The organism is Agromyces binzhouensis (assembly GCF_042672355.1).
GTDB lineage: Bacteria > Actinomycetota > Actinomycetes > Actinomycetales > Microbacteriaceae > Agromyces > Agromyces binzhouensis.
In genome coordinates, this window is the sequence record NZ_JBHXVJ010000003.1 from 1 (window position 1) to 23,801 (window position 23,801).

The following is a 23,801-nucleotide window of genomic DNA, read 5'->3' on the forward strand; positions in this document are numbered from 1 at the left end:
GTGGCGTGGGTTGAGGCGCGTGGGGGGGGGCCGGCGGGCGTCCGCCCCCGCACGGGAGGACGGTCAGCGAGCCGCGTCGAGCCGGGCCGCGGCGAGCCGCTCAGCGGCCTCGAGCGTCGTGATCCCGGCCGCGTCGGCGTCGCGGTGCACCGCGCCCACGACGTCGCCGATGCCGGCGATCCGGCGGTCCAGTTCGGCCTGGCCGATCCCGGGCGCCGAGGCCAGGTCGAGGTAGACGACCCCGCCGGCGTTCACGACGAAGTCGGGCGCCCACGCGATGCCGCGGCCCCGGAGCATCCGCGCGACGTCGCGCTCGGCGAGCTGGTTGTTCGCGGCGCCCACGACGGCGCGGACCCGCAGCTCCTGGACGACCTCGGGGGTGAGCACGCCGCCGAGCCCGCACGGCACGAACATGTCGGCCTCGACGCGGTGCGCGTCGGCCGGCGAGACCCAGTCGGCGCCGAGCTCGTCGGCGAGGGCGCGCTTGCCCTCGTGCACGTCGGTGACGGTGAGGCGCGCGCCGCCCGCGGCGAGCGCGCGGGCGAGACGCCCGCCGACCTGGCCGAGTCCGGCGATCACGAAGTGGCGGCCGGCGACGTCGCGCGTCCCGAACACGTGATCGAGGGTCGCGAGGATGCCCGCGTGCACGCCGGCAGCGGTGGCGTCGGCCGGCTCGCCCACGCCGCCCTGCTCGGCGGGCAGGCCGCAGACGTGCTCGGTGCGCTCGTGGACGACCGCCATGAGCTCGGCGCTCGTGCCGACGTCCTCCGCGGTCATGTACGCGCCGCCGAGCGACTCGACGGCGTCGCCGAGGTCGAGCATCGCGTCGTGGCGACGCGCCTCGTCGAGTGTCTCGCCCGCGGGGATGCAGACGACCGACTTGCCGCCGCCGCGCGCGAGGCCGGCCGCGGCGTTCTTCAGGGTCATGGCCTGCGACAGGCGCAGGGCGTCGGCGAGCGCGTCGGTCCAGTGCTCGTAGTGCCAGACGCGCGCGCCTCCGAGGGCCTGGCCGAGTGCGGTGGAGTGCACCGCGACGATGATGGTGAGCCCGGAGCGGGGACCCCGCGTGATGAGCACGCGTTCGTGGTCGGGTGCGTCGGCGGGCAGTGCGGCGTGGACCCCGTTGGACGGGGACGGCGCGGGGGCGTGGGTGATCGACATCGATCGGCTCCTTGTGTTCATCGCCTTGTGGGCGCGGCTGTGCGGGCGCTTCGTGGGCGCCTCATCTCAAGGGTACCGCCGTGGGGACGCCCCGACGCCCCACGGCCGGGGGCGGCGGCGCTCAGTGGAAGAAGTGCCGCTCCCCGGTGAAGTACATGGTCACGCCCGCGGCCCTCGCCGCCGCGACGACCTCCTCGTCGCGCACCGATCCCCCGGGCTGCACGACCGCGGTCACGCCCGCGTCGAGGAGGATCTGCAGTCCGTCGGCGAACGGGAAGAACGCGTCGGATGCCGCGACCGACCCGGCCGCGCGATCGCCCGCGCGCTCGACCGCGAGCTTGCACGAGTCGACGCGGTTGACCTGGCCCATGCCGACGCCGACCGAGGCGCCGTCGGAGGCCAGCAGGATCGCGTTCGACTTCACCGCGCGGCAGGCCCGCCAGGCGAACTCGAGGTCGGCGAGCGTCGCCTCGTCGGCGGGGTCGCCCGCGGCGAGCGTCCACTCGGAGGCGGGGGCGAACGAACGGTCGGCCTGCTGGAGCAGCAGCCCGCCGGAGACCTGGCGGATCTCGGTGACGGGCGGCTCGAAGCCCTCGGGCAGCTCGAGCAGGCGGAGGTTCTTCTTCTGCGTGAGGAGCTCGACCGCGTCGGGCTCGAAGCCCGGCGCGACGAGCACCTCGGTGAAGATGCCGGAGACGGTCTCGGCCATCTCGCGGGTCACCGTGCGGTTCGCCGCGATGACGCCGCCGAACGCCGAGACGGGGTCGCACTCGTGTGCGCGGCGGTGCGCGTCGGCGATCGGGTCGGCGGCGCCGGATGCCGCGACGGCGATGCCGCACGGGTTGGCGTGCTTGATGATCGCCACGGCCGGCGCGTCGAAGTCGTACGCGGCCCGCACCGCGGCATCCGCGTCGACGTAGTTGTTGTACGACATCTCCTTGCCGTGCAGCTGCCTCGCCTGCGCGATGCCCGGGCGACCGCCGACGGCCGAGTAGCGCGCGGCCTTCTGGTGCGAGTTCTCGCCGTAGCGGAGGTCGGCGTCCTTGGTCCAGGCGGCGCCCACCCACGCGGGGAACGGCGACTCCTCGACAGCCTGGTCGGGTGCGACGACGCTGCCGATCCACGAGGCGACGGCGATGTCGTACGTCGCGGTGTGGCGGAACGCCTCGCGGGCGAGGTCGCGTCGCTGCGCGAGCGTCGTGCCGCCCGCGCGCACGGCCGAGACGACCTCGTCGTAGCGGTCGGGCGAGACGACCACGGCGACGTTGGCGTGGTTCTTCGCCGACGCGCGGACCATCGCGGGCCCGCCGATGTCGATCTGCTCGACGATCTCGTCGGCCTCGGCGCCCGAGGCCACGGTCTCGACGAACGGGTAGAGGTTGACGACGACGAGCTCGTACGGCGCGATCGCGAGCTGCGCGAGCTCGCGCTCGTGGTGCTCGAGCCGGAGGTCGGCGAGCAGGCCGGAGTGCACGGCCGGGTGCAGCGTGCGCACGCGCCCGTCGAGGTGCTCGGGGTAGCCGGTCACGTCGGCGACCTGCGTCACGGGGAGCCCGGCGTCGGCGATCGCCTTCGACGTGCCGCCGGTCGACACGATCTCGACGCCCGCCTCGACGAGGGCCGAGGCGAGCTCGACGAGCCCGGACTTGTCGCTCACGGCGATGAGCGCGCGCCTGACGGAAACGACGTCCCGGTCGCGGTAGAGGCTCGGGTCGATGCGTGCTCCGCTCATGATGCGGCGAGCTCCTTCAGGTCGAGGTGCGAGTTGGCGATGTCGATGACGGCCTGGATGAGCAGGCGCCGCTCGACGGGCTTGATGCGGTCGTGGAGCGTCGACTCGGTGTCGCCGGGGAGGATCGGCACGCGCTCCTGCGCGATGATCGGGCCGCCGTCGACGGAGTTGTCGACGACGATGAGGCTCGCGCCGGTCTCGGTCGCGCCCGCGGCGAGCGCGTCTCGCACGCCGTGCGCGCCCGGGAACTCGGGCAGGTACGCGGGGTGCGTGTTGATGAGGCCGGGGCTGAACGCGTCGACGACGGCCGGCGGCACGAGCCGCATGAGCCCCGAGAGGATCACGAGGTCGGCGCCCCAGGTGCGCACCTGCTCGATGAGCGCGTCGCCCCACTCGTCGCGCGAATCGTAGGCGGTGAAGGGGACGGTGAAGGCCGGGATCCCGAACTCCTCGCCGAGCGCCAGTCCCTCGCAGTCGCGGTCGGCGCCGATGGCGACGACTCTCGCGGGGAACTCGGCGTCCTCCGACGCCTCGAGGAGCGCGCGGAGGTTCGATCCCGTGCCCGAGATCAGCACGACGAGCTTCAGCACCCTACGAGGGTACCCGCCGCGCAGACGAGCGGATGACACGGGCCCGCCCGCGCACGTGCGCAGCGACCCGGCGGGCGGTGGAATCGCGCTCAGCGACCACGGCTCCCGCGCGACAGTCCCTCGATCTCGGCCGTCTGGACGTCGTCGGACGACGCGTGCTCGTCCGCCGCGGGATCCGCCCACAGCGGTTCGCGCGGCGGCTCCTCGTCATCGACGCCCTCCCGGGAGCGGGCGCGAGCGGCGAACGCCCCCGCGATCGCCCCGACGCCGACGCTCGCCGCGGTCACGCCGCCGACGAGGAGCGCGTCGGGCCCGACCTCGACCAGGTTCCCCGGCCCGACGGCGCCGCCGGACCCCCACGCGAGCCCGCCCATGACGAGCCCGGCGACGACGCCGGCGCCCGCGCCGACGGACAGGGTCGCCCACCACGGCTCGTGATCGCGTTCGCGCTTGCCGCGGCCGACGAGCACCGCGCCGCCGAAGCCGAGGAGCACGGGCAGCGCGAGCCAGAGCACGCCGAGCGGCGCGCCCTCGGCGGGCAGCGCACCGAGGATCGGCAGGCCCGGAACCGGTCCGATGAGCGTCACGCTCGGCGACACGATCGTGCCCGCGCCGAGCGCGAAGCCGGGGCCGAGCATCCACGAGGCGGCCCAGACGATGAGGTTGGGCATGAGCGCGAGCTCGATGAGGGTGATCGCGATGCCGCCGTCGACGCCGGCGCCGAGCGCCTGGTACAGCCCGATGATCGTCGGGTGGTCGATGACGATGCGAACGGCGAGGATCGCCGCGGCGACCCCGACCACGCCGACCGCCGAGCCCACGCCGATCCGGATCGCCGAGCGGATGCCCGCCCAGGCGACGAACGGGAGGGAGTCGAGTCGATCGCGGACCGCGCTCGTCGCGGCATCCGTCGCCCAGCCGGAGCGGCCGAAGGCGACCATCACGCCGGCGAGCACGCCGCCGCCCATCACGACCCCGGGCAGCACCGCCGCCTGCCAGATCACCGGTTGCGCCACCGGTGCCGCGGCGAGCACGGCGAGCGCCGCGCCCAGCAGCCCCGTCACGAGCACCGCCGAGACCGCTCCGACGATCGGCGTCCCGGTCGCGGTCGCCCGGCGGCCGATGCGCAGGCCGAAGAGGAAGGTCAGCAGGGCGAAGCCGAGCAGCGCGATCCCGATCGTGAAGGGCGCATCCGCGCCGGCGACGCCGACCACGGCCGCCGTCGCGGCGTCGAGGTGCACGACGACGTCGACGCCGTGACCGATGAGCCACGCGTCGGCCGCCGCGCGGAAGAACGCGTCGACGGGGGCCGCGAGGCCGAAGTGGACCGCCCAGAGCAGCATGAGGGGCACGAGCGCGAGGCCGACGCCGACGAGCACGGCGACCGTGGCCTCGAGGGCGGCCAGCAGGGCGATCGTGGTGCGTCTCATCGCACGCGAGCCTAACGCGAGCGCCACCCGTCGGCCCTCACGACGTGCGGTCCGGGGGCGAGCGGATGGCGCGCCGGCGCGTCAGGCGGGGGTCGCCGACGTCACGAGGTCGCCACGGGGACCGACTCGGCCTCCGCTTCCGCCTCCGCCGCCTCCGTGACGGGCTCGGGCCGACGCAGGAGTTCGACCACGAGCACGGCGAGCAGCGCGACGACCACCGTCCAGACGACGGTCGACGATGAGAGCGGCCTCGAGAACCACAGCACGGCCGCGGCGATCACGGCGATCGCGGCGTAGGCGGCGACCCGCCAACGGTGCAGCCCGGAACCGAACCGCCCGGTCGTGATGCCGTGGGCCTCGGCACTGCCGCGAACGGCGCCGAATGCGTCGTCGGAGAACCCGCGGACGCGCCGCGCCGGAGCCCACGGCCCCGACAGCCAGGCGATGATCGCGACGGCGATCGCGAGCACGGTGAACGCCGTGAGCGTGGAGACCATCAGCTCGGTCAGTCCGCCGAAGATCGACTCGGCGGCCTGCTTCGGCATGATCGACGGGCTCACGGTGCCGACGAAGAAGAGCCTGCCGGTGCCGAACCCCGCGAGCGTCAGGAGCATGACGAACGCGAGCCCGCCCGCGGTCCAGGCGAGCGCGACGCTCCGGCGCTTCGCGACCACGACCCCGGCGGCGAGCAGGAGGAGCGTGACCAGCGGCAGCCAGGTGCCGACCGCCACGGCGAGCGTGTAGATGGTCTGGACGAGCACGAGCGAGTCGGCCTGGGCGACCTGCACGCTCCGCTCCACGACCGGGATGGCCGAGGCGAAGCCCACGCCCTGCTCGCCGAGCCGTTCCTTCACGGCCTCGATGATCGGGCCGAGCTGCACCGAGAGCGTGCCGTCGCCGCCGATCTCGAGCATCGCCTCCGGGTCGCCCTGGAGGGCCGCCGTGAACTGCGTGTGGCTCGCCCGGAGCGCGGCGTCCCAGACGTTGGCGAACGCCTCCGACTGGATGACGCGGTCCACCGTCGACGACAGCAGTGAGTTGAGGCCCTGCGCCGCTGGCGCCTCGAGCAGCGACAGCGCGTCCTCGGCTCGGGGCGGCAGGTCGAGGGCGCGGATGCCGTCGAACACGTCGGAGGTGAGCTGCGGGATGTCGACCTGCTCCTCGATCGCCTGCGTGACCTCGTCCGCGAGGAACGCCTGCACGGCGGGGTCCTCGGCGAGCGGGCCGAAGGTCGCGACGAATCGATCGGTATCGACGAGCTCGGCGCGCGCCCATGCCGTGATCACCGCGATCGGCGCGAGCAGGAGGCCGACCACGACGAGCACGACCGCGGCCGCGGTCCGTCCGCGGCGGCGCTTCGGCCGTTCGGGTCCGGCGGATGCCGCGGCGGCGACGTCGGCCGACAGGTCGCGGGTCTCGGCGGCGTCGGCGCGCAGTCGCGCGTTCTCGGCCTCGAGCTCGGCGATCCTCAGGCGCAGGTCGTCGTCTGGACTCGTCGAATCGGTCATCTGCGCACCACTCCCCCGGTCGGCCACGCTGCCGACGATATCGACCGCCGGAGTCCGGGGGAAGACGATGGTCCCGTGACACGCCGCCCCGGGGCATCCGCCTCAGTGGACGATCGCCTTCAGCAGGATCATCGCGACGCCGAAGGCGGCCGTGCCGAGCGCGCCGACGACCTGCATCACCGGGCTCGCGCCACGCCGCCGGAACGCGATGAAGCCGAGGACGGCGAGGACGAGCACGCCGACCCAGAGCGCGGTCCATATGGCCAGGAGGTCGGGGACGACGCGCGCAGCGCCGAGGAGCAGGATCGACGACGGGATGAGGGCGGCGACGAGCATGCCCAACGATCGGCGCATCGCCCCGCGGAAGGCCTCGCCGAGGCCGACCATGCGGTGGTCGTCGAAGCCGTGGTGGGCGACGGTCCCGGCGTAGACGTGGGCGGCCCAGAAGACGAGCACCGTGATGACGACGGTCCAGAACACCCGCCACGAGCTCTCCCCGTGCCCGCCCGCGACGACGATCATTCCCGACACGAGGATGACGCCGTAGACGGACTCCTCGGTGACGAAGCTCGTGCGGAGGATGTGGGCCGGAGTGGCCTTCGTGGCGGCCGGGGGCCCGGAGTCCTCGGAACCCGCCGATCGGGACGTCTCGCTCATCCCGACATCGTCGCACGCGGTCGGAGGAGATACCCCCCAAGTGGGGACCAGAGATTTCCTCATCTATCGGAGTAGCGTGCGGATTGGCGTGAAAGACCCCTACGGCGCGATGCACGCCCGGCGAAGCACCTACCCACCTCGCCGGACGCGCCGAAGACGGACGCCCGAGTCCGCCCACCGCCCGCAGCGGAGACGTCCGGCCCGCCCGGACCGGATGAAGCCTGCGACACGGAGGCGATGATGCCCCACACAACCCGAATCCGAACGCCCGAGGAACGGATCACGTTCCGGCGGCGATGTCTACGCGCCGCTGCGGTCACCGGCATCCTCGCGCTCGGAGCGACCGCGTTCATCGGCGGGCCCGCTCTCGCAGCTCACGGCGACGTGAGCCTGATCGGGAGCGACTTCGAGATCGACACGGACGCGAACCTCAAGGTCGATCACGCCACACCGCCCTCCCTCGACTGGGCCAACGTCAACGAGGCCCGCCAGGCCGATGTCGAGAGCGGCACCGGCGACGACTCGTTCGGCCAGGGCTCCAAGGAGGACACCGAGGTCCCGTCGGTCGTCTCCGGCTCGATCCCGCCGAACAAGTCCGACCTGAAGAACTTCGGCACGTACCTCGAGGAGACCCCGGGCGGGGACTTCCTGCACATGTTCTGGCATCGCGTCCAGGACCCGACCGGCACGACGAACATGGACTTCGAGTTCAACCAGTCCGAGACGCTCTCGGCCAACGGAGTCACCCCGGTCCGCACCGACGGCGACCTGCTCATCCAGTACGACCTCGCCAACGGCGGCACCAACCCCGAGCTCTTCCTCTCCCGCTGGGTCGCCAGCGGACCGAAGTCGCAGTGCGAGGCCGCCAACAGCACGCCGTGCTGGGGCACGCGCGTGAACCTGTCGGCCGCAGGTGATGCGACCGGCTCGATCAACACCTCGATGATCCCCGCTGCCGACGCCGAAGGGCTCGGCGACATCTCGGCTCGCACCTTCGGCGAGGCCTCGGTCGACTTCTCGGCCATCGTCGGCGACGGCTGCGTGACGTTCGGCAGCGCCTACCTGAAGAGCCGCTCGTCCGACTCGTTCACGGCGGCGATGAAGGACTTCATCGCTCCGCTCGACACGGGCATCGACAGCTGCGCCCAGGTGATCATCCGCAAGGTGACGGATCCGAGTCCGGACCCGAGCGACTCGTCGTTCTCGTATACCACGGGCAACTTCGAGACGCCGACCGAGACGAACCCGTCGTTCAGCCTGAAGAACGGCGAATCGCAGGACTACAGCCAGGTGTTCATCGGCAGCGGCCTCACCGTGACCGAGGACCTCGCGGCACTGCCCGCAGGCTGGAAGCTCGACTCGATCGACTGCTCGGCGAGTTCGGGCGTGACTCCGTTGACGGATGTCGCGACCGGCACGATCACGTTCGACCTTGACGCGAACTCCGACGTCGTCGACTGCACCTACTACAACGAGACCGGTGGAACCGTGATCGTCCGCAAGGTGACGGACCCCGACCCGGATCCGAGCAATGCGAGCTTCGGGTACTCGACGGTGCTCGACACGCTGACGAATGGCACGGACCCGTCGTTCAGCCTCGGCAACGGCGACAGCCAGACCTACGATGACGTGCTGCTCGGCACCGGGTACACGATCACCGAGGACTTGCTGCCGGCGGGCTGGGCCTTCGAGGACCTGGACTGCAGTGCCAGCTCGGGCGTCTCGCCGAACATCGTGGGAGCAACCGTGACGTTCGACATCGACGATGCCAGCGACGTGCTCGACTGCACCTACGGCAACCAGACCGGCGGCACCGTGATCGTGCGCAAGGTCACGCAGCCGAGCCCCGATGCGAGTGACACGTCCTTCGACTACTCGACCGCGTTCTCGACGCTGTCGGGCGCGACGGATCCGACGTTCTCGCTGAAGGACGGCGAGCAGCAGACGTACAGCGACGTGCTGTTCGGCACCGGCCTGACCGTGGCCGAGGGCGCGCTGCCTCCGGGCTGGGAGCTCATCGACGTCGATTGCAGCCAGAGCAGCGGCGTGACTCCGGTCATCGTCGACGAGCTCGTGACGTTCACGATCGATGACGCCGAGGACGTCCTCGACTGCACCTACACCAACCGGGCCTCCGGGTCGATCGTGGTCGAGAAGATCACCGACAGCGGCAGCGGATCGTTCGAGTTCACCTCGACGACGCTCTCGCCGTCGCCCTTCACGCTGACGACGACCGCCGCCGGCGCGGGTGGCAAGGACTCGCAGACGTTCTCGAACCTCGACCCCGGCACGTACGACGTCGCTGAGACGATTCCGGACTACTGGAACCTGGTCAGCGCGACGTGCGACGACGGCTCGGATCCGAGCGCGATCGGGCTCTCGCCCGGCGAGACCGTGACCTGCACGTTCAACGACGACCGCGAGCTCGGTTCGATCCGGATCGAGAAGGACCGCAAGCACGCGGCCGACGGCCTGGGCGTGAACCACCCGCATGAGGGCGTGGACTTCACCATCACCGGTGGTGAGCTCCCGCCCGAGGGCGTGCTCGTCACGACCGACGCGAACGGCGTGGCCTGCTACACCGGCCTCGTCGTGAGCGGCCTGGTCGGCAACTACACGGTCGAGGAATCCATCCCCGACGGGTACGTGATGGCGGTTCCGGGCACGCAGACGGCGAACGTCGCCGAGGCATCGGCCGACGACTGCTCCGACGCGAACGCGGGCGCGGTGAAGCAATTCACCAACATCCCGCTCACGAACATCACCGTGAGCGTGGACTCCCAGGTGCCCGGCGGCACGTTCTCGAGCATCGAGTGCGACGTGGCCGGCTCCGACTCGGTCTCGATCGCGGACGCGATCGACGACCCGAGCATCACGATCAACGACCTCGAACCGAGGACGGTCGTGTGCACCATCGTGATCGACCCGTGAGCTGAGGAGGCAGCTCGAACCTGATCCCGAGGGTCCCGCCGGCATCGCCGGCGGGACCCTCGTCATGTCCCCCGATCTGGGGTGATGAGCATTTCTCATTTCTGGTTCCGGGCACGAGCGCTCGCGAGTAACGTGCGGAATGGCGTGAAAGACCCCTACGGCGCGATGCACGCCCGGCGAAGCACCTACCCACCACGCCGGACGCACCGTTGCGGATCACCCGAGTCCGCCCACCGCCCGCAGAGGACCGCCCGGCCCGCCCGGACCGGACGAAGCTGCGACACCGGAGGCGATCATGCCCCACACAACCCGAATCCGAACGCCCGAAGAACGTGCCGCGTTCCGGCGGCGGTGTCTGCGCGGCGCCGCAGGGGCCGGCTTCCTCGCCCTCGTCGGCGCCGTGGTGATCGGCGGGCCGGCCCAGGCGGTCAACCCCGCGGGCATCATCAGCCTGGACGGGAGCAACTTCGAGATCGACTCCGACGCCAACCTGAAGGTCGACAACGGCGGATGGGACGACTGGGCGTCGGTGAGCTACGTCATCAAGGCCGATGTCGAATCCGGCACCGGCGACGACTCGTTCGGCCAGGGCTCCAAGGAGGACACGGCCGTGCCCTCGCCCGTCACGGGCAGCATCCCGCCGAACAAGTCCGACCTGAAGAACTTCGGGCTCTACCTGGAGGAGACGGCAGGAGACGACTTCCTGCACCTGTTCTGGCACCGAGTGCAGGACCCGACCGGCACCACGAACATGGACTTCGAGTTCAACCAGTCCGAAGTCGACTCCGGCAACGGCGTGACGCCGCAGCGGACCGCGGGCGACCTGCTCATCCAGTACGACCTCGCCAACGGCGGCACCAACCCGGAGCTGTTCCTCTCGACGTGGGTCGCGTCCGGGAACAAGTCGCTCTGCGAGGCGGCGAACAGCACCCCGTGCTGGGGCGTCCGTGAGAGCCTGACCGCAGCCGGCGATGCGACCGGATCGATCAACACCAGCCCGATCCCGGCCGCCGAGGCCGACGGCCTGGGCGACATCTCGGCGCGCACGTTCGGCGAGGCGACGGTGAACTTCTCCGCGATCGTCGGCGACGACTGCGTGGCGTTCGGCAGCGCGTACCTGAAGAGCCGGTCCTCCGACTCGTTCACGGCCGCGATGAAGGACTACATCGCACCCGTGCCCACCGGCATCAACAACTGCGGTGCGCTCGTGATCGAGAAGACGACGAAGCACGCAGCCGACGGACCGGGCGACCACCCGCAGGCCGGCGTGGACTTCACCGTGACCGGTGGCTCGCTGCCGGCGGGCGGCCAGGTCGTGACCACCGACGACAACGGACGCGCCTGCATCGCCGCGATCGACTCCGGCGACTACGAGGTGACCGAGACGGTGCCGAGCGGCTACGCGGTGACGAGCTCGAACCCGCAGACCGCCACCGTGGTCCAGGACACCGACTGCAGCGACGACCCGACCGTCACGTTCACCAACGTCCCGCTCACGAACCTCACCGTGAGCGTCGACTCGCAGGTGGACGGCGGCACGTTCTCGAGCATCGAGTGCGACGTGGCCGGCTCCGACACCGTGTCGCTGGGCGACATGATGGACGACCCGAGCATCACGATCAACGACCTCGAGCCACGGACGGTCGTCTGCACCATCGTGATCGACCCATGAGCCGAGGAGGCGACTGACGCGAAGGGCCCCGCCGGCATCGCCGGCGGGGCCCCTCCCGTGGAACGCGGCCGGGCGTCGAGCGCCCGGCCGCGGCATCCGCTCGGTTACGCGCTCAGCGCCTCGTAGACCTCGCGCAGCAGGCGGGCGGTCTCGGACGGCGTCTTGCCGACCTTCACGCCGGCGGCCTCGAGGGCCTCCTTCTTCGCCTGCGCGGTGCCGGCCGAGCCCGAGACGATGGCGCCGGCGTGGCCCATCGTCTTGCCCTCGGGGGCGGTGAAGCCCGCGACGTAGCCGACGACCGGCTTGGTCACGTTCGCCTTGATGAAGTCGGCCGCGCGCTCCTCGGCGTCGCCGCCGATCTCGCCGATCATGACGATCGCCTTGGTCTCGGGGTCGGCCTCGAACGCGGCGAGCGCGTCGATGTGCGTCGTGCCGATGATCGGGTCGCCGCCGATGCCGATGGCGGTCGAGAAGCCGAGGTCGCGCAGCTCGTACATCATCTGGTACGTCAGCGTGCCCGACTTCGAGACCAGGCCGATCGGGCCCTTGCCCGTGATGTTCGCCGGAGTGATGCCCACCAGCGACTCGCCGGGGCTGATGATGCCTGGGCAGTTCGGGCCGATGATGCGGGTCTTGCCGCCCTGCTCCTTGGCGTAGGCCCAGAACTCGGCCGAGTCCTGCACGGGCACGCCCTCGGTGATGATGACGAGGAGCGGGATCTCGGCGTCGATGGCCTCGATGACGGCGTCCTTGGTGAAGGCCGGCGGCACGAACGCGATCGACACGTCGGCTCCGGTCGCCTCGATCGCCTCGGCGACCGACGCGAAGACGGGCAGCTCGACGTCGGCGCCGTCCTTCGTCTTGTGCAGCACGGTCGTGCCGGCCTTGCGCGCGTTCACGCCGCCGACGACCTGGGTGCCCGCGGCGAGCATGCGCGCGGTGTGCTTGGTGCCCTCACCGCCGGTGATGCCCTGGACGATGACCTTGGAGTCCTTGTTCAGAAAGATGGTCACGGTTCGCTGTCCTTGTCTTACGCGGCGTTCGCCAGCTCGGCGGCCTTGTCGGCGCCCTGGTCCATGTTCTCGGCGAGGGTGACGAGCGGGTGCGCCGCCTCCTCCAGGATGCGGCGGCCCTCGGCGACGTTGTTGCCGTCGAGGCGCACGACCAGCGGCTTGTTCGCGGTGGAGCCGAGCTCGGCGAGCGCACCGACGATGCCCTTGGCGACCTGGTCGCACGCGGTGATGCCGCCGAAGACGTTCACGAAGACGGCCTTCACCTGCGGGTCGCCGAGGATGATCGAGAGGCCGTTGGCCATGACCTCGGCCGACGCTCCGCCGCCGATGTCGAGGAAGTTCGCCGGCTTCACGCCACCGTGGTTCTCGCCGGCGTACGCGACGACGTCGAGCGTCGACATGACGAGGCCCGCGCCGTTTCCGATGATGCCGACCTCGCCGTCGAGCTTGACGTAGTTGAGGTCGAGCTCCTTGGCCTTGGCCTCGAGCGGGTCGGCGGCGGCCTTGTCCTCGAGGAGGGCGTGGCCGGCGTGGCGGAACTCGGCGTTCTCGTCGAGGGTGACCTTGCCGTCGAGGGCGATGACCTCGCCGTCCTCCGACAGGATGAGCGGGTTGACCTCGACGAGCGTCGCGTCCTCACCCGTGTAGACGTCGTAGAGCTTCACGAACACGTCGGCCACCTTGTCGACGAGCTCGGCCGGGAAGTTCGCGGCGACCGCGATCTCGCGGGCCTTCTCGGGGCTGATGCCGGTGCCCGGGTCGACCTCGATGCGGGCGAGGGCCTCGGGCTTCTCGACGGCGAGCTGCTCGATCTCCATGCCGCCCTCGACGCTCGTGAGCGAGAGGTAGGAGCGGTTCGCGCGGTCGAGGAGCACCGAGAAGTAGAACTCCTGCGCGATCCGCGCACCGCCGGCGACCATGACCCGCTTGACGACGTGGCCCTTGATGTCGAGGCCGAGGATCGCCTTCGCGGCCTCCTCCGCCTCGTCGGCGTTCTTGGCGACCTTGACGCCGCCCGCCTTGCCGCGGCCGCCGGTCTTCACCTGCGCCTTGACGACGACGACGCCGCCGAGCTGCTCGGCTGCGGCGCGCACGTCTTCGGGGGTGTCGGCGACGATGCCCGGGAGCACCGGCACTCCGTACTTCTCGAAGAGGTCTCTGGCCTGGTACTCGTAAAGATCCACGCTCTGCTTCCTATCGTTCCGCGCGGATTGCGCGCAGGGATGGGTGGGTGAGAGGCCCGGCTGTGAGAGTCTCGACGTCAAGATACCTCGATGTCGAGATAAGTCGAGCCGCGACCATGCTACTCCGTCGGCGACGGGCCGCCGAACGCGCGGTCGGCGGCCCGTCCCACGCGGCGACGCGCGTCGGCGCCCCGGTGGCGCGGCCGCTCAGGTGAGCCTCACCATGCTGGCGAGCGACTCTCCGCTTTGCGAGACTGCCCCCATGACGGATGCCACGGCCGAACCGGTGCACCGCACCGATCCCCACGACGGGAAGGTCCACGAGAAGCTCAACTGGCTGCGCGCGGGAGTGCTCGGCGCGAACGACGGGATCGTCTCGGTCGCCGCACTGGTGGTCGGCGTCGCCGCGGCGACGACCGACATCGCCGCCATCCTCATCGCGGGCGTCGCGTCGGTGATCGCCGGCGCGATCTCGATGGGCCTCGGCGAGTACGTCTCGGTCTCCAGCCAGCGCGACACCGAGCATGCGCTCATCGCGAAGGAGAAGGGCGAGCTCGAGACGATGCCCGAGCAGGAGCTCGCCGAACTCGCCGCGATCTACCGCGGCAAGGGCCTGTCGGCCGAGACCGCCGACCGCGTCGCGCGCGAGCTGACCGAGCACGACGCACTCGCCGCGCATCTCGAGGCGGAGCTGCACATCTCCGAGGTCGACGTCGTGAACCCGTGGCACGCCGCCTGGGCGTCCGCGGCGTCGTTCCTCATCGGCGCCGTGCTCCCGATGCTCGCGATCCTGCTCCCTCCCCCGGAGTGGCGCATCGCCACGACGTTCGTCGCGGTCATCGTCGCCCTGGCGATCACGGGCTGGCTGGCGGCATGGATCGGCGGCGCGCCCCGGATGCGGGCGATCACCCGGGTCGTCGTCGGCGGCGCACTCGCGCTCGCCGTCACCTGGGCGATCGGCGCCCTGCTCGGCGGGGCGGTCTAGGCTGCCGACCGTGGCCGAGGCTCGGGTCGGCATCTCGGGCTGGCGCTATCCGGGCTGGCGCGGCACCTTCACCCCGACCGGGTTACGACAGGCCGACGAGCTCTCGGAGGGCTCGCGCCTGCCGACCCCGCCGACTGAGTCATGCTCCGGCGACGCCCACGCGCCGCGGCCAGCCCGGAGTCGCGAGCAGTCCGCCGTCGCGGGCCACCGCGAGCACGTCGACGTCGTGCCGGTCGGCGAGGTCGTCGAGCGAGGCCCGTCCGCCCGCCACGATCGCGGTCGCGAGCACGTCGGCGGTGATCAGGTCGGCCGCGGCGACGCTCACCTGCAGGAAGGGCGACGGACCCGCGCCCGGCAGGGTCCAGATGTGGTCTCCCCGCTCGGCGCTGCCGGAGGTCGCGACGGCACGGCGGCGGGGCGGCTCGAGGTCGATGCGCGCGAGCAGCGCGGTGGGGTCGTCGGGGTCGACGATGCCGATCGGCAGTCCGCCGCGATCCCGGCCACCCGCGGTCATCGCGACGAGCACGTCGCCGCCGGCATCGATCACCCAGCCCGCGAAACCGGCACGGTCGAGCGCCTCCCCCGCCTGCTCGACGGCGAGCGCCTTGACCACGCCGTTCAGGTCGATCACCCCGTCGCCGCGATGCGGCGTGAACGCGCCGTCCGTCGCGTCCCGCCAGCGCAGTGCGAGCGCGTAGGCGTCGCGGACGTCGGCGCTCGCGTCGACGAGGGCGAGCTCGCCACGGCCGACCCGGCTGAGCTCCGAAGCGGGGTCGAACAGGCTGCACCGCGCCTCCCACCGCGCGAACACCGCCGCGACGGCGGCCGCCGCGGCATCCGCGTGGGCTGCACTGACCCCAGCGCGAACGCTCACGACCGTGCCCATGGCCTCGAACACGCCGGGTGGAAGCACGACGCCGCCGGCGCCCGCCCGGTCCGGCTCCGTCATCGACATCAGAACCCCGCCGCATCGAGCGCCGCCTGCAGCGACTGCAGGTAGGCCGCGCTGGTGTAGGTCGCGCCGCCGATCATCGACACCGACGCGGACTGCGCCTGGAGCACCTCCGTGCGGAGCATCGGCGCCGCACGGTTGCTGATCTGGACCGATCGGCCGTCGCTGTCGGTCAGCTGCAGCGCGGTGACGTCGGTGATCGACCCGCCGGAGATCGTGACCCGGACCTGGACGTCGCCGAACCGGGTCGGCACGCTCCTTCCGGTGTACGTCCCGTCGGCCGCGCCCGTCGAGGTCGCCGCGCCCGAGGAGGTCGTCGCATCCGTCGATGACGTGCCCGATGCGTCGCCGGCGCCGGTCGAGCCCGCCGACGCCGACCCCGTCCCCATGGTCGGGCTCTCGGTCGCGGCATCGCCGAGCTGCCAGCCGCCGATGATCGCGGCGGCCGACGCGGCCGACGCGAGGAGGAGTGCGCGTGTTCTCACCAGTCGAACCTCTCGTGATGGATCTGCTCGTCGGCCAGGCCCGCGGCGCGGGCCTCGGAGATGACGCCCTCGGCCCACCCGCGAGGGCCGCAGACGTAGAGGTCGCTGTCGGCGATCGCCGGCACCAGCGCGAGGAGGTCGAGCCCCTGGCGCTCGGCCGACGGCGTCAGCCAGCCACGACCACGGCCTCCGGGCACCGTGATCAGCGTCGCTCCGCGCCGGTGGCACAGGTCGCGGACCTCGTCGAGGAGCCACCCCTCGGCGGGCCCCTGCGTGCGGAGCACCACGGTGGCCTCGCCCGGCCGGAACGTCGCCGACTCGAGCAGCGACCGGATCGGCGTGACGCCGATGCCCGCCGCGACCAGCGTCAGGCGGCGACGGCTGCGGGATGCCTCGCTGAAGATGCCGTACGGCCCCTCGAGCGCGACGCGGGTGCCGGGGCGGATGCCGGCGAGGCTCGCCGAACCGTCGCCGAGCGCCCGCACGGTGATGCGGAGCCGGTCGGCGCGGGGGGCGGCGGACAGCGAGTACGGGTGCGCCTGCCACCACTGGCCGGCCGCGAGGAAGCGCCAGATGAAGAACTGCCCGCCGGTCGCGCGGAGCGCGGCGAGCCGCCGGCCGTGCATGGTGACCGACACGACGCCGTCGCCGGGGTCGCCGACGGGGTCGATGCGCTCGACGACGAGCCCGTGCCGGAACGTCGCCACGAGCGGCGCCACGACCCGCCAGCCGACCACGGCCGCGAACGTGGCGAACGTGATCGCGAGCCAGTACGCCCACTGCCAGGTGCCCACGACGAACAGGCCGCCGACGCCGAACTGGTGCGGCAGGGCGGCGAGGACCGCGACGTAGACGAGCAGGTGGATGACGTGCCACACCTCGTACCGGAACCTCCGGCGCACGGCGACCAGCGAGCTCACCACGACCGCGAGGAACAGCGCGAACCCGAGGACCGCGAGCGGCAGGTCGGGGAGGTTCCAGATCGCGACGGCCTCGGCGACGAGGTCGACCCCGTCGGCGATCGCGTACCCCGCGAGCAGCAGCACGCCGTGGGCGAGGAGCAGGAGGAGGACGGGCTTGCCGAGCCGGTTGTGCAGCGCCATCGCGGAGTCGTGCCCTACCGCGCGCTCGATGAGCGGCACCCGGGCGGCGAGCAGGAGCATGACGAGCACCAGGTCGGTCGCGGCGAGCCCGGCGATGATGCCGAGCGAGGTCAGCGCCGAACCCGGGTCGCCGAAGCGCGCCGCACCGCCCTCGGCGAGGAACAGCGCGATCGCGACGGCGACGGATGCCACGGCCGCCGCCTGCAGCAGGTCGACGCGCCACAGCCGCCGCCCGGCACGCGAGCGTTCGGACCCGCTGAACGTGCGCGTGGGCCGCTCGAGGTGTCGAGCGTCGTGGACGAGGAAGGCCATCTCCCGATGGTGCGCCCGGGGGCTATCGACCAACGATGCGATGCCTATGGGCTCGCTGGGAACGGATCAGGCCACGCGGCCGAGCGCGAGGGCGGCGTACATGAGCGCCGCGACGCTCTCGCCGTCGCCGATCTCACCGTCCCGGACCATCCGCATGACCTCGGCCCACGGGACCGCGCGCACCTCGTGGATGCCCTCCTCGACCTGGCCGTGCGCGTGGCCGTGCGGGTCGCCGTGCGCTCGGGCCGCAGCTGGGCGCAGGCCCGTCGCGAGCCAGACGGACTCGGGTGCGCGGCAGATGCCGTTCAGCGCGCTCATCGCACCGATCTCGCGCCAGTCGTCGGCCTCGAACCCGGTCTCCTCTACGAGTTCGCGCCGCGCCGCGACGAGCGGGTCCTCCCCGTCCGACCCGCCCGCGGGCACCTCGATCGATCGACCCACGGTGTGCCGATCGACCGTGACGAGGAGGACCTCGTCGGCGTCGGTCAACGCGACGACGAACACCGCGGCGTGCCGCATCTCGACGACGCCGTAGATGCCCTCGCTGCCGTCGGGCCGGATCACGTCGTCCTCGACGACCCGGATCCAGGGGTTCTCGTAGACGGTGCGGTGCCCGCGGATCGGCCAGGTCACAGCTTCTCGATCGGGGCGATCTTGATGAGCAGCTTCTTCTGGCCGGCGGTGTCGAAGGCGACGTGCGCGATGCGCTTGGTGCCCTCGCCGGTCACCTGGCGGACGGTGCCCTCGCCGAAATCGGTGTGGCGGATGCGGTCGCCCGCCTCGAGCGTGAGGTCGCCGTTGTCGCGCACCGTGCCCGTGACCCGGTTCGCCCACTCGGTCTTCGGCGCCGCCGACTTCGTGACGCTGAACCGCTCGAGGTCGCGGTCGCGCGTGCCCCACGCGCCGCCGCCCGCACCGCCGCGGCGGGCGTTCAGGGCGCGGGGCTGCGTGCCGCCGCGACTCGTCGCCATGCCGGGCGACTGCTTCCAGTCGATGAGCTCGTCGGGGATCTCCTGCAGGTAGCGGCTCGGCATCGCGACGGAGACCTCGCCGAACTGCGCGCGGCTCATGGCGAGCGAGAGGTACAGGCGCTTGCGCGCCCGCGTGATGCCGACGTAGAACAGGCGTCGCTCCTCGGCCGGACCGCCGGGTTCGGAGGCCGACATCTGGTGCGGCAGCAGCCCCTCCTCGATCCCGGTGAGGAACACCGCGTGGTACTCGAGGCCCTTCGCGGTGTGCAGGGTCATGAGCGAGACGGTGCCCGACGCGTCGTCGAGCTCGTCGGCGGCCGCGACGAGGGAGACCTGCGTCAGGAAGTCGACGAGGCTGGCCCCGGGGTTCTCGCGGTCGAAGTCCTTCGTCTGGGCGAGCAGCTCCTCGACGTTCTCGGCCCGCGTCTCGTCCTGCGGGTCGCGGCTCGTGCGGAGCGTCTCGACGAGCTTCGACCCCTCGATGAGGAACGCGAGCACGTCGGACACCTTCGACGCGCCCTCGTTCGTGCCCTCGTCGATGCCCTTCTGCGAGGGGACCAGCATCGCTGCGGCCGCGTCGAGCAGGTTCGCGAGGTCGAGGATCGCCTTCGTGACCTTCGGCCCCAGCCCCAGGCCGTCCGCCGCGCGCATCGCCTGCCGGAACGAGAGGTCGTTCTGCTCGGCGAAGCTCGCGATCGCGGTCTCGGTCGCCGGGCCGATGCCGCGCTTCGGCGTGTTCAGGATGCGGCGGATGGCGAGCTCGTCGAGCGGGTTCGCGACGGCGATGAGGTAGGCCATCGCGTCCTTGATCTCGGCGCGCTCGTAGAACTTCGTGCCGCCGACCACGCGGTACGGCAGCGCCGACCGCACGAAGATCTCCTCCAGCGCGCGCGTCTGCGCGTTGGTGCGGTAGAACACGGCGATGTCGCGGTAGGCGACGCCCGCACGGTGCAGCGCCTCGATCTCGTCGGCCACGAACTGCGCCTCGTCGTGGGCCGAGTACCCCGTGTAGCCGGTGATCTTGTCGCCGTCGCCGTCGGCCGTCCAGAGCTTCTTGTCCTTGCGGTCGAAGTTGTTCGAGATGACCGCGTTCGCGGCCGAGAGGATGTTCTGCGTCGACCGGTAGTTCTGCTCGAGCAGCACGACCTTCGCGCCCGGGAAGTCGCGCTCGAACTCGACGATGTTCCGGATGTCGGCGCCGCGGAACGCATAGATCGACTGGTCGGAGTCGCCGACGACCGTGAGGGATGCCCCGGGGATCGCGCCCGTGGCATCCGTCATGCCCCGCACGAGCACGCCGTGCTCGTCGAGCTCGGCGACGACGTCGGGCTCGACCGGCCTCGTGAACTCGCGGATCAGCGCGTACTGCGCGTGGTTCGTGTCCTGGTACTCGTCGACGAGGATGTGCCGGAACCGCCGCTGGTACAGCGCCGCGACCCTCGGGAACGCCCGGAACAGGTAGACGGTCTCGCTGATCAGGTCGTCGAAGTCGAGGGCGCTCGCGTCGCGCAGCCGCCTCGTGTACTGGCGGAAGATCTCGAGGAACATGACGTCGTTCGGATCGTTCGTGTTGACGTTCCGCGCGTACGACTCGACGTCGCTCAACTCGTTCTTGAGCTTGGAGATCTTCGCCTGCGCGCTGGCGGGCGTGAAGCCGAGCGTGTCGGCGTCCAGTTCCTTGATGATGCGCTTCAGGATGGTGCGCTGGTCGGCCGAATCGTAGATCGTGAACGTCGAGCTCAGCCCGATCGCCTCGGCCTCGCGGCGGAGGATGCGCACGCACGCCGAGTGGAACGTCGAGATCCACATGCCGCCCGCGGCCTCGCCGAGCAGCGCCTCGACGCGCTCGCGCATCTCGGCGGCGGCCTTGTTGGTGAACGTGATCGCGAGGATCTGGCTCGGCCACGCCTCGCGCCCGTCGATGAGGCTCGCGATGCGGTGCGTGAGCACGCGCGTCTTGCCCGACCCTGCGCCCGCGACGATGAGCAGCGCCTGACCGCGGTACTCGACCGCCTCGCGCTGCTGCGGGTTGAGCCCGGCGGTCAGTCGATCGGATGCCGCGTGGCCGGCGCCGCGGGCCTCGTCGGCGTGCTCGCGGTCGGCCGCGCCGGGCGCCTCGCGCCAGCCGGTGGGGTCGTCGGGGTCGAGGATCAGCGTCATGTCCCGACAAGTCTAGGCGCGCCGTCCGACAGCACGGGCGCCGGGTCCGCGGCGCACCGAGGCGATCGACGCGGCTCAGCGCCGCGTCGTCGGTCCGACGGTGCGGACGGCCGCGAGGTACGCGTCGACGGCGTCCGCGGGCCGGTCGGATGCTCGGGCGGCGTCGCCCTCCGCGAGCCGTGCTTCGGCCGCGTCGATCCGCCGGGCGGCGGACGCCCCGGTGAGCGTCGACCCGGCCTCGGCGACGGCGGGCACGGCGAGGTCGGCCGCGGCGTCCGCGAGCCAGCCCTGCAACGCCGACGTGTCGAGCCCGTCCGCATCGAGCGCGTCGAGGGCGTCGACCGCGTCGGCCAGCCTCGTCAGCGCGGGGAGCACCGCGGACCTCGCGGCGAGGTCCTGCCATCCGCCGCTGCCCTTCCCCGAACCCCACAGGTCGGCGATCACGCGCGCCGCGAGCCGCGCCTGGCGGGGCGTGAGCTCGTCGCGATCGAGCGCGGACTGCAGCACGTGGACGACGTCGTGCGGCGATCCGTCGTCGGGAAGGTCGCTCCCGGGCACGTTCAGCGCGATGACCGCCTCGATGAGGCCCGGCCCCGGGAAGTCGCTGTACACGATGCCCGCCCGGTCGCGGACCGTCGTCCGCACGTAGTCCATCGTCAGCTGGTTCAGCCCGACGAACTCGACCGAGCAGGTCCCGAGGAAGCAGTTGACGCTCGGGTACTCGCGCAGGCACTTCGAGTCGTGCTTGCAGGAGTCGATGTGCCCTCGCGTCCAGCCGGTCAGCAGCTGGTCGGCGTCCGTCGCAGGCGACGAGTGCCCGCTGGCGTAGAAGTACGGGAACCCGCCGTCCGCAGCCGACGTGAACGTGATGAAGATCCGGCCGGCCGGGTCGTCGGCGACCCGATCCGCCTCGGCCAGGTGCGGGGCGACGTACTCGGTCCACTTCACCGCGAGGTCGCGCTCGGTGTCCAGCTTGAAGTGGTCCTCGATGTCGAGGTTCGCGTCCGACCACGAGAACGGGCCGATCGGGTCGAAGTCCTCCACGTAGACCACGATCTTCCCGCGCAGGTCGCCGAGCTCCGGGTCCGTGTCGGTGCCGTCGTAGTAGTGCCCCTCGAGGAGCGCCTTCACCTCGGCGAACGACGGGTTCCCGTGCTCGTTCTTGACCCGGGTCACGATGGTCTCGCTCGGATGCTCGTCGAGGAACTCCACGAGATCGGCCACCACCTCGCCGTAGGGCGTGAACTGGCAGTCGATGCCGTGGAAGATGTCGAGCGGGCACACGCCGTTCTCGCCGACCCGGATGTCGAGGGCGCGGATGCCGGCGGCGAGCTGGTCGCTGAAGCCCATGCTCTGCGTGAACGTGATGTCGCCGCCGAACTTCGACGCCCCGGAGTCGTGCGTCCCGGGGAGCGAGAGCTCGCTCAGCCGGAGGTCGTCCGGCAGGCCCGCCATCCAGTCCTCGTGGAGTGCCTTCGGATGGGCGTCGTGCGAGTACGCCGACGTCTCGTAGGCGTACGCCGGTGCCGGCGTGATCGCCGCGACCACCGCGACGATCGCGGCGGCGGCGAGGACTGGTGCCCTCCACCTCGAGTTCCCCGTCATCGGACCCCCTCGGACCGGCTCGTGGGTGCATCCGGCCCAAGGCTCCCATCCGGCCGGGCGAGCGACAAGGTCCCCGTCCGGGTGGCCCGCACGTCGCTGCGCCGGAGGCGGGCGTCAGGGAAGGTACTCGGAGTCGAAGTACGCGGCACGTGCCTCGAAGCCGAGGTCGGGGTGGTCGACGAACACGCCGTCGACGCCCGTGTCCATGATCCGCGTGAACTCGCCGAGCCAGTCGCCCCACGCGCTCCGCGACGCGCCCCGCCGGAACTCGGGCGCGAGGAAGCGGTTCTCGGGGCGCAGGGTCCACGTGTACACCGCGAGGCCCGCCGCGTGCGCGGCGTCGACGAGGTCGGACCCGCGCAGGGCGGCGTCGGGGCGCGCTCGGCGCGCGGTCGCGACCTCCGCGCCCACCTCGGCTCCACGCCCGCCGCCGACGAGGCGCCCCTTGCCGACGCTGACGCCGTGCACGATCCCGCCGAGCTCGAGCAGGCCGCGCTCGCTCACGAACGCGTCGTAGCGCTTCGCCGCCGATCCGTCGGACGCGACCAGGTCGTACGGCGCACCGCGGTCCTCGATGAGGAGCACGCGAGTGCCGCGCACGCCCGCCAGGACGAGCCGGTCGAGCAGTCCGGGTTCGAACGACTCCGAGACGATCCGGTCGTCGCCGCGCCCCCAGCCGGCCGCCGAGAGCTCGGCGGCGAACAGCTCCTCGAGCGGCAGGCCGAGCGCGGCGAAGTGGGTCGCGTGCTTGAACTCCGCGACGAGCCTGATGATCCGCCGCGACTCGTCGGTCGCGGCGTCCAGCAGCCCCAGGAGGTCGCGGAAGCGCAGGATCGGGTAGCGCCCGTCGAAGCTGGCGCTGTGCGGGCGGATGCCGCCGAGCCGCTCCGTCGCGCGGAGGGTCGAGAGCTCGGCCCACGTGAAGTCCTCCGTGAACCAGCCCGTGAGCGGCCGCCCGTCGACCTCGCGCGTGGTGCGACGCGACGCGAACTCGGCGCGCGAGGCGACGTCGGTCGTCCCCGAGATCTCGTTCTCGTGTCGCAGGACGAGCACGCCGTCGCGCGTGGCCACGAGGTCGGGCTCGATCGCATCTGCACCGAGCGCGAACGCCATCAGGTACGCCGCCTCGGTGTGCTCGGGACGGTATCCGGACGCACCGCGATGCCCGATCACGAACGGACGCTCGGCGAGATCGCGCAGCATGGGGCAAGCGTAGCGAGGGCCGAAGCGGCATCCGCCCCGGAATGCCGGGGGATTTCACGGCGTTGACCCGGTCGGAGCGGGTAGATTTGAGGGACGCGGCCGCCAGGTCGCACGATTCCCCTCCACACGACGGAAAGCCGAAAGCAG

Annotated in this window: 18 protein-coding genes; 3 read left to right on the top strand and 15 right to left on the bottom strand. The window is 71.8% G+C overall.

Annotated elements, in window-relative coordinates; translation table 11 throughout:
• Window positions 1-63 precede the first annotated feature (63 nt).
• The 6 genes from ACFVHK_RS05800 to ACFVHK_RS05825 all read right to left on the bottom strand — a co-directional run bounded on the left by ACFVHK_RS05800 (window position 64) and on the right by ACFVHK_RS05825 (window position 7,078).
• Window positions 64-1,161, bottom strand: coding sequence for a Glu/Leu/Phe/Val dehydrogenase dimerization domain-containing protein (locus ACFVHK_RS05800; protein WP_376928004.1), 1,098 nt, complete (start codon window positions 1,159-1,161; stop codon window positions 64-66).
• A gap of 121 nt (window positions 1,162-1,282) precedes the next feature.
• Window positions 1,283-2,893, bottom strand: a complete 1,611-nt coding sequence (gene purH / locus ACFVHK_RS05805; RefSeq protein ID WP_376928005.1) for a bifunctional phosphoribosylaminoimidazolecarboxamide formyltransferase/IMP cyclohydrolase — start codon at window positions 2,891-2,893, stop codon at window positions 1,283-1,285.
• Complete coding sequence (gene purN, locus ACFVHK_RS05810) at window positions 2,890-3,483, bottom strand: phosphoribosylglycinamide formyltransferase (protein WP_376928006.1); 594 nt, start codon at window positions 3,481-3,483, stop codon at window positions 2,890-2,892. The genes purH and purN overlap by 4 nt, the downstream gene beginning before the upstream one ends.
• 89 nt (window positions 3,484-3,572) lie before the next feature.
• Window positions 3,573-4,913: a cell division protein PerM gene (locus ACFVHK_RS05815; protein ID WP_376928007.1), complete on the bottom strand. Its 1,341-nt coding sequence runs from the start codon at window positions 4,911-4,913 to the stop codon at window positions 3,573-3,575.
• Window positions 4,914-5,014: 101 nt separating this feature from the next.
• Window positions 5,015-6,421, bottom strand: a complete 1,407-nt coding sequence (locus ACFVHK_RS05820) for a hypothetical protein (RefSeq protein ID WP_376928008.1) — start codon at window positions 6,419-6,421, stop codon at window positions 5,015-5,017.
• A gap of 102 nt (window positions 6,422-6,523) precedes the next feature.
• Window positions 6,524-7,078, bottom strand: a complete 555-nt coding sequence (locus tag ACFVHK_RS05825) for a hypothetical protein (RefSeq protein ID WP_242492250.1) — start codon at window positions 7,076-7,078, stop codon at window positions 6,524-6,526.
• A gap of 240 nt (window positions 7,079-7,318) precedes the next feature.
• Here ACFVHK_RS05825 and ACFVHK_RS05830 point away from each other — a divergent pair, with 240 nt between their 5' ends.
• Together ACFVHK_RS05830 and ACFVHK_RS05835 are read left to right on the top strand one after the other, a co-directional pair.
• Entirely contained in the window at window positions 7,319-10,009 is a 2,691-nt protein-coding gene (locus tag ACFVHK_RS05830; RefSeq protein WP_376928009.1) for a prealbumin-like fold domain-containing protein, read from the top strand.
• Between the two features lie 295 nt (window positions 10,010-10,304).
• Window positions 10,305-11,681, top strand: coding sequence for a prealbumin-like fold domain-containing protein (locus tag ACFVHK_RS05835; RefSeq protein ID WP_376928010.1), 1,377 nt, complete (start codon window positions 10,305-10,307; stop codon window positions 11,679-11,681).
• Between the two features lie 104 nt (window positions 11,682-11,785).
• Here the strand turns inward: ACFVHK_RS05835 and sucD are convergent, their stop codons facing one another.
• Window positions 11,786-12,694, bottom strand: coding sequence for a succinate--CoA ligase subunit alpha (gene sucD / locus ACFVHK_RS05840; RefSeq protein ID WP_129234257.1), 909 nt, complete (start codon window positions 12,692-12,694; stop codon window positions 11,786-11,788).
• 17 nt (window positions 12,695-12,711) lie between these two features.
• Window positions 12,712-13,878, bottom strand: coding sequence for an ADP-forming succinate--CoA ligase subunit beta (gene sucC, locus ACFVHK_RS05845; RefSeq protein ID WP_129234258.1), 1,167 nt, complete (start codon window positions 13,876-13,878; stop codon window positions 12,712-12,714).
• A gap of 262 nt (window positions 13,879-14,140) precedes the next feature.
• Between sucC and ACFVHK_RS05850 the strand changes: the two genes are divergently transcribed.
• Complete coding sequence (locus tag ACFVHK_RS05850; RefSeq protein WP_129234259.1) at window positions 14,141-14,863, top strand: VIT1/CCC1 transporter family protein; 723 nt, start codon at window positions 14,141-14,143, stop codon at window positions 14,861-14,863.
• Between the two features lie 139 nt (window positions 14,864-15,002).
• Here ACFVHK_RS05850 and ACFVHK_RS05855 read toward each other — a convergent pair whose 3' ends face one another.
• The 7 genes from ACFVHK_RS05855 to ACFVHK_RS05885 form a co-directional block, all read right to left on the bottom strand.
• Window positions 15,003-15,812: an FAD:protein FMN transferase gene (locus ACFVHK_RS05855; RefSeq protein WP_376928011.1), complete on the bottom strand. Its 810-nt coding sequence runs from the start codon at window positions 15,810-15,812 to the stop codon at window positions 15,003-15,005.
• A 5-nt stretch (window positions 15,813-15,817) separates the two neighbouring features.
• Window positions 15,818-16,300, bottom strand: a complete 483-nt coding sequence (locus ACFVHK_RS05860; protein ID WP_376928012.1) for an FMN-binding protein — start codon at window positions 16,298-16,300, stop codon at window positions 15,818-15,820.
• Window positions 16,297-17,715 carry a ferredoxin reductase family protein gene (locus ACFVHK_RS05865; protein ID WP_376928013.1) on the bottom strand — a complete coding sequence of 473 codons (1,419 nt, stop codon included), beginning with the start codon at window positions 17,713-17,715 and terminating at the stop codon, window positions 16,297-16,299. The genes ACFVHK_RS05860 and ACFVHK_RS05865 overlap by 4 nt, the downstream gene beginning before the upstream one ends.
• A 66-nt stretch (window positions 17,716-17,781) precedes the next feature.
• On the bottom strand, window positions 17,782-18,348 hold the full coding sequence (locus ACFVHK_RS05870; RefSeq protein ID WP_376928014.1) for an NUDIX domain-containing protein: 567 nt from the start codon (window positions 18,346-18,348) through the stop codon (window positions 17,782-17,784).
• Window positions 18,345-20,846, bottom strand: a complete 2,502-nt coding sequence (locus ACFVHK_RS05875; protein WP_376928015.1) for an ATP-dependent helicase — start codon at window positions 20,844-20,846, stop codon at window positions 18,345-18,347. Before ACFVHK_RS05875 ends, ACFVHK_RS05870 begins: the two co-directional genes overlap by 4 nt.
• Before the next feature lie 75 nt (window positions 20,847-20,921).
• Complete coding sequence (locus ACFVHK_RS05880) at window positions 20,922-22,451, bottom strand: hypothetical protein (RefSeq protein WP_376928016.1); 1,530 nt, start codon at window positions 22,449-22,451, stop codon at window positions 20,922-20,924.
• A 114-nt stretch (window positions 22,452-22,565) separates the two neighbouring features.
• Complete coding sequence (locus ACFVHK_RS05885; protein ID WP_376928017.1) at window positions 22,566-23,654, bottom strand: glycerophosphodiester phosphodiesterase family protein; 1,089 nt, start codon at window positions 23,652-23,654, stop codon at window positions 22,566-22,568.
• Window positions 23,655-23,801: the final 147 nt, after the last annotated feature.

Coding starts and splice junctions, on each gene's coding strand:
- ACFVHK_RS05885 (WP_376928017.1), bottom strand. CDS start 23,654: ATGCTGCGCGATCTCGCCGAGCGTCCGTTCGTGATCGGGCATCGCGGT.
- ACFVHK_RS05815 (WP_376928007.1), bottom strand. CDS start 4,913: ATGAGACGCACCACGATCGCCCTGCTGGCCGCCCTCGAGGCCACGGTC.
- purH (WP_376928005.1), bottom strand. CDS start 2,893: ATGAGCGGAGCACGCATCGACCCGAGCCTCTACCGCGACCGGGACGTC.
- ACFVHK_RS05835 (WP_376928010.1), top strand. CDS start 10,305: ATGCCCCACACAACCCGAATCCGAACGCCCGAAGAACGTGCCGCGTTC.
- ACFVHK_RS05830 (WP_376928009.1), top strand. CDS start 7,319: ATGCCCCACACAACCCGAATCCGAACGCCCGAGGAACGGATCACGTTC.
- ACFVHK_RS05800 (WP_376928004.1), bottom strand. CDS start 1,161: ATGTCGATCACCCACGCCCCCGCGCCGTCCCCGTCCAACGGGGTCCAC.
- ACFVHK_RS05875 (WP_376928015.1), bottom strand. CDS start 20,846: ATGACGCTGATCCTCGACCCCGACGACCCCACCGGCTGGCGCGAGGCG.
- ACFVHK_RS05865 (WP_376928013.1), bottom strand. CDS start 17,715: ATGGCCTTCCTCGTCCACGACGCTCGACACCTCGAGCGGCCCACGCGC.
- ACFVHK_RS05825 (WP_242492250.1), bottom strand. CDS start 7,078: ATGAGCGAGACGTCCCGATCGGCGGGTTCCGAGGACTCCGGGCCCCCG.
- ACFVHK_RS05855 (WP_376928011.1), bottom strand. CDS start 15,812: ATGACGGAGCCGGACCGGGCGGGCGCCGGCGGCGTCGTGCTTCCACCC.
- ACFVHK_RS05880 (WP_376928016.1), bottom strand. CDS start 22,451: ATGACGGGGAACTCGAGGTGGAGGGCACCAGTCCTCGCCGCCGCCGCG.
- ACFVHK_RS05820 (WP_376928008.1), bottom strand. CDS start 6,421: ATGACCGATTCGACGAGTCCAGACGACGACCTGCGCCTGAGGATCGCC.
- ACFVHK_RS05850 (WP_129234259.1), top strand. CDS start 14,141: ATGACGGATGCCACGGCCGAACCGGTGCACCGCACCGATCCCCACGAC.